Source organism: Nocardia sp. NPDC023852 (genome assembly GCF_040639505.1).
In the GTDB taxonomy this organism is placed as follows: Bacteria; Actinomycetota; Actinomycetes; order Mycobacteriales; family Mycobacteriaceae; genus Nocardia.
Window position 1 is genome coordinate 212,290 of sequence record NZ_JBFAAB010000005.1, and the last position, 14,113, is coordinate 226,402.

The 14,113-nt window shown below is 67.1% G+C and carries 11 protein-coding genes; 5 read left to right on the plus strand and 6 right to left on the minus strand.

Translation table 11 applies throughout. The features are described 5' to 3' along the window. The first annotated feature begins 125 nt into the window (after positions 1 to 125). Positions 126 to 1,637, plus strand: coding sequence for an FAD-dependent oxidoreductase (locus AB0H00_RS12085; RefSeq protein ID WP_357264862.1), 1,512 nt, complete (start codon positions 126 to 128; stop codon positions 1,635 to 1,637). 193 nt (positions 1,638 to 1,830) lie between these two features. Here the strand turns inward: AB0H00_RS12085 and AB0H00_RS12090 are convergent, their stop codons facing one another. The 4 genes from AB0H00_RS12090 to AB0H00_RS12105 all read right to left on the minus strand — a co-directional run bounded on the left by AB0H00_RS12090 (position 1,831) and on the right by AB0H00_RS12105 (position 7,189). Continuing rightward, a complete protein-coding gene (locus AB0H00_RS12090) occupies positions 1,831 to 2,691 on the minus strand; it encodes an SDR family oxidoreductase (protein WP_357264864.1) in 861 nt (286 codons plus the stop codon). Between the two features lie 103 nt (positions 2,692 to 2,794). Further along, the gene (locus tag AB0H00_RS12095; RefSeq protein WP_357264866.1) at positions 2,795 to 3,832 is read right to left on the minus strand and encodes a PP2C family serine/threonine-protein phosphatase; all 1,038 of its coding nucleotides are present in this window, start codon (positions 3,830 to 3,832) and stop codon (positions 2,795 to 2,797) included. Positions 3,833 to 4,197: 365 nt separating this feature from the next. Then, complete coding sequence (locus AB0H00_RS12100) at positions 4,198 to 4,944, minus strand: pentapeptide repeat-containing protein (RefSeq protein ID WP_357264868.1); 747 nt, start codon at positions 4,942 to 4,944, stop codon at positions 4,198 to 4,200. A gap of 37 nt (positions 4,945 to 4,981) precedes the next feature. After that, positions 4,982 to 7,189 carry a serine/threonine-protein kinase gene (locus AB0H00_RS12105; RefSeq protein ID WP_357264871.1) on the minus strand — a complete coding sequence of 736 codons (2,208 nt, stop codon included), beginning with the start codon at positions 7,187 to 7,189 and terminating at the stop codon, positions 4,982 to 4,984. A gap of 545 nt (positions 7,190 to 7,734) precedes the next feature. Between AB0H00_RS12105 and AB0H00_RS12110 the strand changes: the two genes are divergently transcribed. Next, entirely contained in the window at positions 7,735 to 8,880 is a 1,146-nt protein-coding gene (locus AB0H00_RS12110) for an LLM class flavin-dependent oxidoreductase (RefSeq protein ID WP_357264873.1), read from the plus strand. A gap of 120 nt (positions 8,881 to 9,000) precedes the next feature. Continuing rightward, positions 9,001 to 10,395 (plus strand): amino acid permease, encoded by a 1,395-nt coding sequence (locus AB0H00_RS12115; RefSeq protein ID WP_357264875.1) that lies wholly within the window; start codon positions 9,001 to 9,003, stop codon positions 10,393 to 10,395. Positions 10,396 to 10,441: 46 nt separating this feature from the next. Here AB0H00_RS12115 and AB0H00_RS12120 read toward each other — a convergent pair whose 3' ends face one another. Next, positions 10,442 to 11,326 (minus strand): VOC family protein, encoded by an 885-nt coding sequence (locus AB0H00_RS12120; RefSeq protein ID WP_357264877.1) that lies wholly within the window; start codon positions 11,324 to 11,326, stop codon positions 10,442 to 10,444. 76 nt (positions 11,327 to 11,402) lie between these two features. Here AB0H00_RS12120 and AB0H00_RS12125 point away from each other — a divergent pair, with 76 nt between their 5' ends. Continuing rightward, complete coding sequence (locus tag AB0H00_RS12125) at positions 11,403 to 12,353, plus strand: Lrp/AsnC family transcriptional regulator (RefSeq protein ID WP_357264879.1); 951 nt, start codon at positions 11,403 to 11,405, stop codon at positions 12,351 to 12,353. Positions 12,354 to 12,583: 230 nt separating this feature from the next. Then, positions 12,584 to 13,204 (plus strand): HAD hydrolase-like protein, encoded by a 621-nt coding sequence (locus AB0H00_RS12130; RefSeq protein ID WP_357264881.1) that lies wholly within the window; start codon positions 12,584 to 12,586, stop codon positions 13,202 to 13,204. A 144-nt stretch (positions 13,205 to 13,348) separates the two neighbouring features. Here the strand turns inward: AB0H00_RS12130 and AB0H00_RS12135 are convergent, their stop codons facing one another. Further along, the gene (locus tag AB0H00_RS12135) at positions 13,349 to 14,068 is read right to left on the minus strand and encodes an SDR family NAD(P)-dependent oxidoreductase (RefSeq protein WP_357264883.1); all 720 of its coding nucleotides are present in this window, start codon (positions 14,066 to 14,068) and stop codon (positions 13,349 to 13,351) included. Positions 14,069 to 14,113 lie beyond the last annotated feature (45 nt).

Consider the following 14,113-nt stretch of genomic DNA (forward strand, 5'->3'; position numbering starts at 1 on the left):
TGAATTGCGACCGCCGAATTCGGCCGACACGGCGGGATGAGCAGAAGTACCTTCGACGGGAACCGCCGTATACGCATATTTCGCCGAGTGCGTTTCAGCACGTCGGTACCGGCTATGCCGGACCCATGACGTCATTGTGGTTGCATGATGCCCAGGTGCCGGCGCGGTTGCGGCTGACGCCCGGATCGCGCTTCGACACCGTCGTGATCGGCGCCGGGCTCACCGGTCTGGTGACCGCGTTGCTGCTCGCACAGAGTGGCATACAGGTGGCGGTAGTCGAAGGGCGGCGTGTCGGCACGGGCACTACCGGCGCCACCACCGGAAAGATCAGCCTTCTCCAGGGAACTCGCGCACAGCAGATCGCGCGCCACCATGCCGACCGCACCGTCCGCGCCTACGTCGACGCCAATCGCGAAGGGCAAGAGTGGTTGCTGCGCTTCTGTGCTCAGCGTGGGGTGCCGGTGCAGCGGGCGTCGGCATTCACCTACGCGCAGACCGAGGCCGAAAAGGCCGCGGTGCGAGCCGAATACGCCGCGACGCAAAAGGCGGGGTTGCCCACTGAACTGGTCGACGAACTCGACCTGCCGTTCCCCAGCCACGGCGCCGTACGGCTGCTGGACCAGGCGCAGGTCGACCCGATGAAACTGTTGGCCGCGCTGGCCGCCGAGGTCGAATCCCACGCCGCGCCGATCTACGAATCGACGCTGGCCCGGGCGGTGCACCACGACCGAGATGGCGACCTGGTGATTACGACCGAGCATGGCGACCTGGCCGCGGGCACCGTCGTCCTCGCTACGGGCACACCGATTCTGGACCGCGGCGGCTTCTTCGCGAGACTCACGCCGCAGCGCTCGTATCTGGCTGCTTTCCGCGTGAACGAACCCATTCCGCACGACATGTATATCAGCGCGGGACAACCCACCCGGTCGCTGCGCTACGCCCCGGAGCCGGAGGGCGATCTGCTGCTGGTCGGCGGCAACGGCCACGTGGTCGGCCGCGGCGGCTCGACGCGCGCGAAGGCCGCCGACCTGGTGAGTTGGACGCAGACCTGGTTCCCCACCGCCGAACCGATCTACCAGTGGTCGGCCCAGGACTATGCTCCGGTCGGCGAGCTGCCCTACGCAGGACCCCTGCTGCCCGGTATGGAGCGCATCCTGGTGGCCACCGGCTACGCCAAGTGGGGTATGACCAACGGTGTCGCGGCCAGCATCGCTCTGGCCGGAAGGCTCACCGGCAAACCACCGCGCTGGGCCGGAGCGTTCGCCAGCTGGCGTCCGGACGAACTGAAAGCGCTCCCGGCCGCGGCCCGCGTGAATTCCACAGTGGCCCGGTATCTTTCGACAGACTGGCTGCGGGTCGTTGTGAATGGCTCCAGCTACGGCGAGGTTCCGGCCGAAGGCGGCGGCTCTGTCGAACGACACGGACTGCGGCCCACCGCCACCTGCACGGTCGACGGCACTACCACCAGACTGTCCGCGGTGTGTCCGCACCTGTACGGCATCGTGCACTGGAACGACGCCGAGCGCACCTGGGACTGCCCGCTGCACGGCTCCCGGTTCGCGCCCGACGGCACGCTGCTGGAAGGTCCAGCCACCAAGCCACTCACCGTCTTTCATGCCTCGGAGGATCCGCGCTGACCCAGCTGGCGGGCCCGACCCGTGAGGTTCAGCCTCGACGGCATGGAAGTCCAGCTCCCTGCGCCTCGACGGCCACTCCTCCTCCCCCTGCCCGATGTTCGCCAGCTTGACCTGAATCTTGGTTCACGAAGAGCGTGAGCAGGGTGAGCTTGGGCGTGTCGGCCACGCCTCCCGTGCGAGGTCCGCGGCAGCGTCAGCGTGCGCGGGCCGCGGCGTTCTGATCGATGTAGCGAGTCATCGCCCAGTTCAGACCGCGCATCGCCACGGTGTACGCGGGCGGGATATAGCGCTGCGCCCAGAAGCCGACGCGGATGTCGGACGAGGTGAAGACCAGATATTTGTCGCGCTCGACGCCGCGCACGATCGCCCGCGCGGCCGCTTCCGGTGTGACCGCGTGCCGCATGAACAGTGACATACCGCGCCGCACCGCGTCGGCCGTGGGATCCACGCCCGCGATGTCGACGCGGTCGACCATCGGTGTAGCCATCGCCCCCGGGCACACCAGGCTCACTCCGATGCCATGGCGGCGCAGGTCGAACCGGAGCACCTCCGACACCCCGCGCAGACCGAATTTTCCCGCGCTATAGGGCGCATGCCATGGCAGGCCGAACAGGCCCGCGGCCGAGGATACATTCACGATGTGGCCGCCGCGTCCCGCCGCGATCATCGGCGGGACGAACTCCTCGATCACGTGAATCGGACCCATCAGGTCGATGTCGATGGTGCGCCGCCACTGTTCGTGGGTCAGGCGATCGACGGTGCCCCAGGTCGCGATCCCCGCGACGTTCATGACGATGTCGACGCTGCCGACCTCGGCATGCACCTCGGCCGCCAGCGCGACCACTTGGTCATGGTCGCTGACGTCGGCGGTCGCGGCGAGGTGAACGGTCGCTCCTGCCGCACGCGCGTCGTCAGCGGTCCGGTGCAGGCCGTCCTCGGCGATGTCGGTGAGAACGAGGGCAGCGCCCTCGGCCGCGGCCGCGAGCGCCGTGCTGCGGCCGAGACCGCTGGCCGCCCCGGTAATCAGACAGGTTTTGCCGCCGAACTTCGTCATAGTGGACGACCATACGCAACCATGAACACTGTTGGCTATGAACGGTAGACCGCAGAGAAGCTACTGTTCGGGCAACTAGGATGGCCCTTGTCTGCTTCGATATTCACCGATCCCCGCATGGCGGAACCGAAGCCACCGCGACGGTGACGTTGTCACCGCCGCCGGAGCGCAACGCGAACTCGACGAGGCCGCGGGCCGCCGCCAAAGGAGTGCCCGCTGTCGCCGGTCCCGCCAGGGCGGCTGGAGCGGGCAGGTAATTCCACAGACCGTCGGAGCACAGCAGCAACACACCTGGGCCGGCGGTGCGTATTGTCCGCACGCAATTGTCCGCCCACGGCCTGGGCGGGCTGTCCGCGCCGAGCCAGCGGATCAGGGTATGCGCACGTGGATCGTTCATGGCTGCGCGCTCGTCCATCGCGCCCGCGTCGACGAGGGCTTGGGCCCACGAATCGTCGGCACTCAGCCGCTGCGACGGCGCGTTCCACGCCCCGTCCGCAGAATCGGCCCGCAGCCAATAAGCCCGGCTGTCACCCACATTGGCGATGGTGATCTCGGTTGTCTCCGCGGCGTGCGGCACGATCGCGCAGACGTAGGTGCACGACGGAGCCGGGCCGTCGGCGACATCGACATCCCGTACCGCCTGGGCCGCCGCCGCAAGCCCGGTCATGATGGCCTCGGTAGGTGCCTGCCCGCCCGCGAGTGCGGTGACGGTCGCGTGCACGCCGGCTCGGACCGCGGCACCGGAGGCCACCTGCGGCTGCGTGGAGGTGGACACGCCGTCACTCACCGCTATCACGGTGGCTGTGGGTGCCCCAGAGGTCGCGCCATCGACCACAGCGGCTGCGACGGCATCCTCATTGCGTTCATGGACGAGGCCGCGATCGGTGATTGCCGCGACCGTCCCGAGATCGGCCTCCCAGCGATCTCGGCGTGCTTGCGGCCGACGGCATTCCACGCAACGCCCTTCGGCGTTGTAGCGGTCGCCGCCGCAGCCCGCGCACGGGCGACGTGGACTCGGATCGTGGCTCGGCAGCACGACGAACCGGTACCCGAGTTCGCGTCCGCACGCTGGGCAGACGTTGTTGTCCAGGCCGACGGCGGCGCACCCCGCGCAGCGTAGGTCGATCCCTTCATCGCTCATCGGCGTGTCCTTGGGCCGCCCATGCCCATCGATACCGACGAGGCGGCGGCCGCGGCGTTATTCGCATGCGGTGCGCCCGGCCGTATCCACAGTGGCCCGTTGCTGGTGCAAGGTTTCACACCATCCTCCTTCATCTCCCCGGCCCGGCGACTCCGCTCGGAATAGTACGGGAGCTCTTTCGGAGGCAGATCCCAGTGTCGGCTCGATCGAGATCCGGCCGCGACCGGCGCAGTGTCCGATATCGGACATAAGGGGCAGCAAGCAGTTTGGCGTCTTGACGACGCACGGCACTCGCTGCAAGGCCGCACCGGGCGCAGGACGGCCTTCGCCGAGAGTTCCACCGAGCAGTCGGTCGACTAGGCACGTCAGTCCGCGACGGTGACGCCGATGGCCCTCGCGAAGACAGGCGCGAGGGCCATCAGCTGCATGCTGCTGATGGTGGCGCCGCGCAGGGCGTCGAGTCCGTCGGTGATGTCCAGGTCGGCCGCACCACGCAGGTCCACCTTCGACAGCCGGGCCTTGTTCAGCGATAGCCCGCCCAGCCGCGATCCGGGGACGATGATCTTCGTCAGCTCGGCATCGCCGAAATCGCAGTCGCGCAGCACACAATCGATGAAGGAGACCTCACGCAACCGGGCGGTGCGGAAGTTGACCGAGTCGAGCTTGCAGCCCTCGAACCGCACTCGTCGCAGGCTCGCGCCCGTGAAATCGACACCGGACAGAGCGCCGGCGACCAGCTCGCCGTCCATCCAGACCGTGTCGGCGAGTTCGGTGCCCACCCAGCGGACATGGCGCAGCCATACGTCGGTGAACCGGGTGTACCGCATGCTTCCCCGGTTGATCACCACCGAGGTGAACGCGGACTCGCTGAACCGCGCGTTCGACACGTCGACGTCGTCGAACCGGCCGCCGTCCACCCGCACACAGTCGTAGTCGCCTTCGGGCTCGAAGTCGCCCTCCAGTGCGGTGAGGTATTGGGCGTAGGGCAGGTCGTCGAGCTCACGCGGCATGCGCTCCTCCAGTTCGTCGCGGCGGTCCGGTCGCCTCGCGAGTATGGCGGTCCACGCCGACAGCTTCGACGGGCCGGGTGCGACCGTGGACTCACTCGCCAAGGGCGGCGACCAGGGCACATGGGCTGCAGCAAATTTGCTAGACCACCCGCTCGAGCGCACGCAGGTCTGCATCCAGCTTTCTGAACAACCAATAAATGGCGACGAACGCGAGCCCGGAGGCCGCGCACAACCCCAGAACCGAATCGCGCACGAGCGGAAGCTCCGCAGGCTCGAGTGCACTGAATCCGGCCAGCACCCCGACCAGCGGCACCGACGCCGTCACCGCGAGATAGACCGTGGTTCTTCGACGCTGCGCGCGAAGATCAGCGGAGTCGCGCGCCGTTGTGCGGCCGTGGCGCAAATAGATGGGATAAACACAGCGGACGACGTAGAACGTCGAAAGGAAAAACGTGTAGGCAACCGAGATGGTGCCCGTCACCAGAATGGTCGTTGCCGCATGGACCAGCATCCGCGCCGGGAGGTCGGTAAACCAGACAAGCAGCGTCACCCCCGTCACGGTTCCGAGAACCGCGAACAGGAGAGTGTTCATCGCACAGAGATCGCCCCAGAAAAGGGTTCGCGACCGCACCCGCGCGAGCATTACCTCGTCGTAGCGTCTGCCATCGCGCAAGCCGCGCGGGACAGCGAGCAAATCATGCGATATGTATACGTAGACGAGGACGGACAGCGGAAAGGCACAGAGGTAGAAAATGATGGTGCCCTTGTAGAGCTGCCAGGCGGTGGCATCGGGAAGGCGCGCGGCGATCAGTTCCTCGAGGTGCGCGGCCAGGTAGACATGAGCCAGGCCGACGCCGACCATCGAGGATGACCACAGGATGGGGGTGGGCCGTCGTGAAAGTCGTGCCCGCCAACTGTTCGGCAGCGGATAGACAAGGTCGCGGGCCCTCTCCTCGAGGCACAAGTCGAGCTGCTGGGCCAATTCCGAACCGCACGAGTAGCGGTCGCCGCGGTCAGGCGACAGACACTTCAGAAGCACTCGGCGCAGCGCCATGGGGCAATCCGAAGGAAGCTCCGCCAAGAATTTGGACTCGACTGGTCTGCGCCGCAGTTCGAGCATGCGGGCCAGCGACGTCTCCGACTCGCCTGCGAATGTTTCGTCCGCGAAGGGGCGGCGTCCGGTGAGCAACTCCCACAGCATGACAGCCAGCGCGAAGATGTCGCTTCGAGTGTCGAGGTCGGCAGCGGTCGCCGACAGGTCCGGATGGCAGGCTTCGAGCTGTTCGGGCGACATGTACGCCAGTGATCCGCCGAAGTACGCCAGGGGATTCGTGCCTGTGACGCGTGTGCTGAAGCTGACGTTGAAGTCGGCCAATTTCGGGATTCCCTCGGCGCTCAGCAGCACATTCGCGGGTTTGATGTCTCGATGCAGCACCCCTCGTTCGGATGCATGCTCGAGTGCGTCCGCGAGTCGGCGGCCCAGCCAGGCGACCGTCTCCGGCCATGTCAGTGCGGCGGTTCGTGTCCGAATGGCAGATTCTGTGGGCCGAACCTCGCCCTTATCGGCAAGTACATTGTCGATGGCATCGAGCAGCAGTTGCCCACTGCGGTGCTCCGCGGGCGTCGTGCGTTGTAAGCGCAGCACATCGAGCAGCGTTCCCCCGGGTAGGTACTGCATGTAGAGCAGCTTCAGGTCGCCATCGGCGATGAGTCGCTGGTCGTAGATGCGCACGATGTATTCGTGGTCCAGTTGGGCGAGGGTCTGTGGCTCGTTGCCGTGGTTGTGGGAAATCTTGACCGCGACCAGTCGCTGCATCGATTGTTGCCGAGCGAGATACACCTTGGCGAAGGCACCGGCCCCGATTCGCATCAGCAGGTCGAAATCGTCGATATGGTCGCCGACGTCGATGGCATCCAGGACTACTTGGGCACTTGGACGAGCAATCATCGTGCTGCGGTAATCGCCCGTGAGCCGTGCCGGTTCAGGGCCGGTCGCCATGGCGGCGGCCTCGGCGACCATGGTCGCCGGCGCGTGCGAACCCCGGCGCATCGCGTGGAATTCCTCGTAGACCAACTCGGCTGGAAGCGGACCATTCTGCAGCTCTGCGAATTCCGCACGATATTCGCTCAGTCGTTTGGGAAAGTGATAACGAAGCCAGCGGTATTCGAGGTCGATCTTGATCAGTTCGATCAATATCGTTCGCCGCTGAGCCGGTTCACGGGGTAGGTATGCCGACAGGTCGGGTGGGGACCCGGACGCCCAAGCCTCTGAAAACAGTGCCACGACAGTGGCAAGCGCTGTGCGGGTTCGTTCAGCTGAATCGACCAGATCGATCGGCTCGTGCATCGGTAGCTCGAGATCAGCCCCAGGCGATCACATGGCGGCTACGCGCGATGTGGCCCGGTGTCGTGGTTGCCCCACATCATCTCCTTATCGCCAGTCCTCCCTGCTCAAGGGTATCGCTCCGAAGCGAGCGTGTGGGTGTCGACCGGGGATCGGCCACGGCAGACTTGCTCAGGGCGGAGCACCGGAGCCCGCTGGCGCTGCTTGTGCACTACGTCATGAGTCGGAGGGCTTGATCGCGCCGCCGCGATCGAGGTACAGCGAGTCCATGCCGATGACCAGGAGGATCGCGTAGCTGCTCCTGGATCCGCTCTCTGGTGAGATGGCAGGCTACCTCTAGTTGTGGATAGTGACAGGCGTGGCACTCGAATAAAAACCGCGGTGGTCCCAAATGGTGACTCCGGCCCGCCCAGCGCTAAGCATGGATCACTGCGGCGCCCAAAAGGCGCACTGCCTCTCCTATCCGCGCAAGGTGTCGATCGCCGGCTACACCGACACCCGCTTCAACGACATATTCCCCCCGGCCTCCTGAAGGGAGTTGGCTCAGCATGAGTCTGTCGTTCCACTGGTTCCTACCCACCTATGGTGACTCCCGCAGCCTGGTCGCGGGCGGGCACGGCACCTTTATGTCCGGCGACCGTCCGGCCAGCCTGCGCTACTTGAACCAGATCGGCGCGGCCGCCGAGGACAACGGCTTCGAGGCCGTCCTGACCCCCACCGGCGCCTGGTGCGAGGACGCGTGGCTCACCACGGCCATGATGGTGGATACCACCGAGACGCTGAAATTCCTGGTGGCGTTCCGGCCCGGCCTGGTCAGCCCGACACTCGCGGCGCAGATGGCAGCCACCTTCCAGCGGCACTCGCGAGGCAGATTACTGCTGAACGTCGTGACCGGCGGCGAGCTACACGAACAGCAGGCCTACGGCGACTTCTTGGACAAGACCCAGCGTTACACACGCACCGGCGAGTTCCTGCACGTGGTGCGGGAGCTGTGGAACTCGACCGAGCCGGTCACCTTTGACGGCGAGCACATCCGCGTGCAGAAGGCACTGCTGGGCAACCGGCCGGACCCGCTTCCTCCAGTGTTTTTCGGCGGCTCGTCGGAACCGGCCGGTCCGGTGGCGGCCCGCTACGCCGACACCTACCTCACCTGGGGCGAACCGCTGCTCGCGGTGAGCAGGAAGCTGGAGTGGATTCGCAGCCTCGCGGTGGACAACGGGCGTGTGCTCGACTACGGCCTGCGCGTCCACGTGATCAGCAGGGACACTTCCGAGCAGGCGTGGGCCGAGGCCGATCGCCTGCTCGCGGGCATCGACCCGGCGGATGTCGAGCGAGTGCAGGCCAATCTGGCCCGCAGCGAATCCGAAGGCCAGCGCCGGATGTCTGAGTTGCACGGCGGTCGTACCGATCGGCTGGAGATCGCGCCCAACCTCTGGGCGGGCGTCGGCCTTGTGCGCGGCGGCGCGGGCACCGCGCTGGTCGGGTCGCACGCCGAGGTCGCCGAACGGCTGGTCGAGTACTCGAAGCTTGGCATCACACACTTCATCCTGTCCGGCTACCCGCACCTCGAAGAGGCGTACTGGTTCGGCGAGGGGGTGCTGCCCATCCTCGAACACAAGGGGCTGTGGCGGCACCCGAACCGAACTGTGCGGGTCGCCGCCGCCACGCCGTTCGCGGTGTCGTCCAGCAGCTGAGCACCGGGCGGCCGGTATGGCCGTGACACCCCCAGTTACCGGTTCGTCGCCCTACGCGGCGAGAATCGTCTACCGTTCGGTCTACCGGCCGCGACCGGTAGACCATTTCGTGAGGGAGTCATGACCACCGCACCAGCTGGGCGATGGCGCCGCCGCCTGCCCGACACCGCGACGATCGCGGCCGGCGAGCCTACGCTCGCGCGCAGGCTCGGCCGGCTCGATCTCACCGCCATGGGCGTCGGAGCCATCGTCGGTGCGGGCATCTTCGTCATCACCGGCGTGGCCGCCGCCGAGAAGGCCGGGCCCGCGATCATGCTGTCGTTCGCCTTGGCCGGAACCGTCTGTGTGCTGGTGGCGCTGTGCTACAGCGAGCTCGCGGCGATGGTGCCCGTCTCCGGCAGCGCCTATACCTACACCTACGCCACGCTCGGCGAAGGCCCGGCGTTCCTCGTCGGGTGGAACCTGCTGCTGGAGTACGTCATCGCCGGTGCCGCGGTGGCGATCGGCTGGTCCGGGACGACGGTGTCGGCACTGGACTCATTGTTCGGCATCACCATCCCGAAGGCGCTGGCCGTCGGGCCTGCCGAAGGCGGCGTTGTGAACCTGCCCGCCGTGCTGATCATCGCCGCAATCGTCGCGGTGCTGGCCGGCGAGGTGACGCTCACAGCGCGGATCACCAAGGCGCTCGTGGGGGTAACCATTGGCGTGTTGGTGCTGGTGGTGGCCGTCGGCGCGCCGCACATCGACGTCGGCAACTGGACGCCGTTCGCGCCGTTCGGACTCGGCGGCGTCATCGGTGGAGCGGCAATCGCGTTCTTCGCGTTTCTCGGCTTCGACGTCGTGGCCACATCGGCGGAGGAAGCCCGTGAGCCGCGCCGGGACGTGCCGTTCGCCATCATCGGCACGGTGCTCATCGCCACTCTGCTCTATGGGCTGGTCAGCGCGGTGCTCACCGGTATGGTTCCGTTCGCGTCACTGAACAACGGTGCGCCGATCGCGACCGCGTTCGGCGCTCTGCGCATCGGCTGGATCGGCAACGTCATCGTGATCGCTTCGATCATCGCCCTCACCAAGGGACTGCTGTTGATCGTGTACGCCCAGGTGCGGCTGATGTTCGCGATGTGCCGCGACCGACTGCTCCCGTACGGGCTCGCGGCGACCGGCAAGCGCTCGACCCCGGCGCGGCTGACGTTGCTGCTCGGCGGCCTCGGTGCGGTGATCGCGGGGCTGCTACCGATCGACATAGTGGTCGAGCTGGTGAACATCGGCGCGCTGTCGGCATTCGCGGTGGTGTGTGTCGGGGTGCTGGTGCTGCGCCGGGCGGAGCCGGATCGCGAGCGCCCGTTCCGCACCCCGCTCGTTCCGCTGGTTCCGGTTCTCGCGCTGATCGGCTGTGTTCTGCTCGCGACCACCCTCGATGCGCTCACCTGGGTGCGGTTCGCAGTGTGGGTGCTCGTCGGCAGCGCGGTCTATTTCGGCTACGGACGCGAACGCTCCACGCTTGTAGGGGGCTGACGCACCGCCACTGCTTCTCCTGACCACCCGGCGCCCAAGTTCTGAGTCAGGCCTCCACGAAGAACAGACCGGCGCCGTAGGCGTCGCGAGCGGAGACGAAGAACCCTTCGGCCGTCCCATGGGTGGGTACGCCCGCGTCTTCGATGGTGCTGCGCGCGACGCCGAGTTCGTCCACCGCGATAGTCATGGCGGCCAGATATGACGGGGCTGGGATAGGTTCGCCCGGCAGCACGGCACCAGCGTCCGACGCGCGCACGATTTCGAGCTGCCCGGCGCCCATTTCCAGCACTGCCCGCGCACCATTGCGCACGGCTGACGCGCCGAGTATCCGGCCGTAGCGTTCCGTGATCGCGGCGGCCTCGGCATCGACGGCGACGATCAGGACAGCCGTGATGCCACGGGCTCCATTCGGGTGCGATCGGTAGCGTGGCTGGTGCACGTACTCGCGGGTGAGATGTTGGGCGACGCCGAGCATCGCCTCCGGCGTCGAACTCGGATCCACGTGCACCGCGCGCGCCCGAACCGTGCGGGTCCCGTCCTCGGTCTCGACGTCTCGCTCCAGGTCGAGGACCCCGGAGGCGTGCACGCCTGCTGCGACCAGCTGCCCACGCGCCGCTTCGATGTCGCCGGTTTCGAGATTGAGCAGCCGGAAGCCCTCGTACTCGTCGGCCATCGCCTTGGTGTGCCATGGGTCCGGCGCAGATTCGTCGACGATACCGAGTAATTCGAGGTAAGAGCCGCCGAACAGCGCGCACCGATTGGCGGTGCAGCCTTCGGTGGGCAGCTCGCCGGGTCGGGCGCTCAGCAGGTGCCGCGAGCGTGGGCTCAGGGTGAACCCGAGGTCTGTGTATCGGCGTTCCAACCCATCCAGATCGCGAGTCAGAATTCCGGTGTGGTGAATGGCATCGATCGTTTTCTGCACACCGTCCATCCTGATCAGTTCATGGTCCCCGAGTCCTTCACCGCGGCCGATAGGCCGGAATCCGACACTGCCCTACCCTGACAGGGTGGATTCGGTCAGCTTGGACGTCGTCGACCGGAGATTGCTGCACGCGTTACAACTCGACGGCCGCGCGCCGTTCAGCCGCCTCGCACCGGTCCTGGACGTCTCCGAGCGGACCCTTGGCCGTCGCTACAGTCGACTGCTCGCGACTGGAAGGCTGCGCGTGACCGGGGTGGCGGACACCAGACGCGTGGGCAACGCCGAATGGCTGGTTCGCCTGCGCGTGCGACCGGATGCCACCGCCGCCCTCGCTCGGGCGCTGTCTCGCCGCGCCGACACCGCCTGGGTGACGGTGGTGTCGAGCGGCGCGGAGATCGCCTGTCTGTTCCGCGTACCGGCCGAAGCGCCACTTTCCGAACTTGCCCGCCACCCAGCCGTGCTCGCCATAGACGTATACCGGGTACTTCGGCATTTCATGCAACATCGCTGGCAGGGCCGAATGTCGGCGCTGTCGGCCGAGCAGGTCGCGGCATTGCGGGCACCCGAGCAGACTGGTGCCGGGCCGATCGTCCTGAGCGACCTCGACGAGCGTCTACTGCCCATACTGGCGGCCGACGGGCGGGCAGCGTATCCGCAGCTCGCACGGGCGGTCGGCTGGTCGGAATCCGCAGTGCGCCGTCGAGTCGACGAACTGCGCCGTGCTCGGCTCCTCGGCTTCGATGTCGAGATCGATCCCGCACTGTTCGGGTTCACCGTGCAGAGCCTGCTGTGGCTGACGGTCAGCCCCAGGCGTCTCGTTGCCGTCGCGAACACCTTGGCCGCCGACCGAGAAGCGGCGTTCGTCGGTGCAACGACCGGAGCGAGCAATCTGCTGGTCTGCCTCGTGTGCCGAGACATCGACGCGCTATATCACTACACCACCGAGCGGATCGCCGCGCTGGACGGGATCGAGCGAATGGAAGTCAGCCCGATCAGCGGCTACGCCAAGCGCGCCGCTCCACCGCGATCCCCCTGACGCAAGGTCCAGTCGGATGCAGAATCTTCGCGGAGCAGCGGCTTTCACCATTCTCCGGTGAGCCCATCCCTGGGCGGCAGCGTTCGGACAGGCAGTCGGGCTTCAGACGTCACGCTGCAGCGAAGACAAGCCCCACAGCTCTTGCGATACGGCCGTGGCAGACGCGAAAGATTTCGAGCATCGTCGCTTGCTGTCCGGGAATGCCGCGGACGCTGGTTTAGGGTCGAGTGGTGACCTGGACAGTGGGGTTCGACCTCGATATGACGCTGATCGACTCGCGACCCGGTGTCGCACAGGCCATCGACACCGTCGCCGCCGAATTCGATCTCCCGCTGTCTGGCGCCGAATTCGCCGATCGGCTCGGGCCGCCACTGGCCAGCCTGCTGGTCGAAGCCGGGGCCCCAGAGGAACTTGTTCCCGCGCTTGTCGCGCGCTACCGCGCGATCTACCCGTCCATCGTGTCCGGCATCCCCGCAATGCCCGGTGCGCAGGCCGCGTTGGCCGCGATCCAGGCGCGCGGCGGGCGGGTACTCGTCGTGACCGGCAAACACGCCCCCCTCGCTCGGCTGCACATCGACGAACTCGGCTGGCGGATCGATTATCTGGCGGGTGATCTGTGGTCGGCGGCCAAGGCGACCGCGTTGCGCGAGCAGCGGGCGGATCTCTTTGTCGGCGACCACGTCGGTGACATGCGCGGAGCGCGGGCCGCCGGCGTGGTCGCGGTGGGCGTCACCACCGGGCCGTGCGCGGCCGACGAGCTGCGTGCGGCGGGCGCCGACGTCGTCCTCGCGGACCTGACCGAGTTCCCCGGTTGGCTCGCAGCGCAGCTCGGCGCGGCCGTCGCGGGTTAGCGGCGGTCCGCTCGGTGTATCGGGCGGTACAGGTATTCGGCGGGGGTGACCACTTCGTAGGTCCCGGTCGGAAAGTAGCCCCGCGACGCCGACATGATGACTCTGTTCGAGGGGCGCTGTGTGCGGTCTAGCCACCGAGACCCCTCACCACGGCACGGGCCCGGTGCGGTCGAAGAACGTGCCCGTGGGGCCGTCCGGGCCGATCGTGGACAGCTGGACGACGACGTCGGTCCCCTCGGTGACTGTCTGGAAACCGGAGTGTCCATTCAGGTCTGTCGCGGTGTACCCGGGGTCGGCCGCGTTCACCTGGATGCCCGGCAGCGCGCGCGAGTACTGCGAGGTGATCATGTTCAGCGCGGTCTTCGACGCCGGATAGGGCAGGCCGAGCAGTGTGGATTCGATCCGGCTCGGGTCCGAGGTCCGCGTCAGTGAGCCGATGCCGCTGGAGACCATCACGATCCGCGGTTGTGCGGCGGCGCGCAGCAGCGGTAGGAACGCATTTGTCACCTGCACCGGACCGAACACATTGGTCTCGAACACCGCGCGGAAGTCGGCAGCCTCCACGTCCTGCGGCGTCTTGCGGGTGCCTCCGATACCCGCATTGTTGACGAGCACGTCCAGCTGCGGCGCGCGCTGCCCGACCGCCTCCACCGCGGCGGCGATCGACGCGGCCGATGTGACGTCGAGCTGGACGAACTCGACATCGAGCCCAGTCTCGGCGAGTTCCGTCGCAGCTTCCTTGCCCCGCTCTGTGTCTCGTGCGCCCAGGAACACGTGCCAGCCCAAGCTCGCGAGCCTGCGCACGGTTTCGCGTCCCAGCCCCTTGTTCGCGCCGGTTACCAGCGCCGTTGTCGTCTCACTCATGCCACGAGCATCGCGTTCGTGCGCGTGGCGTACCAGGGCCCCCAA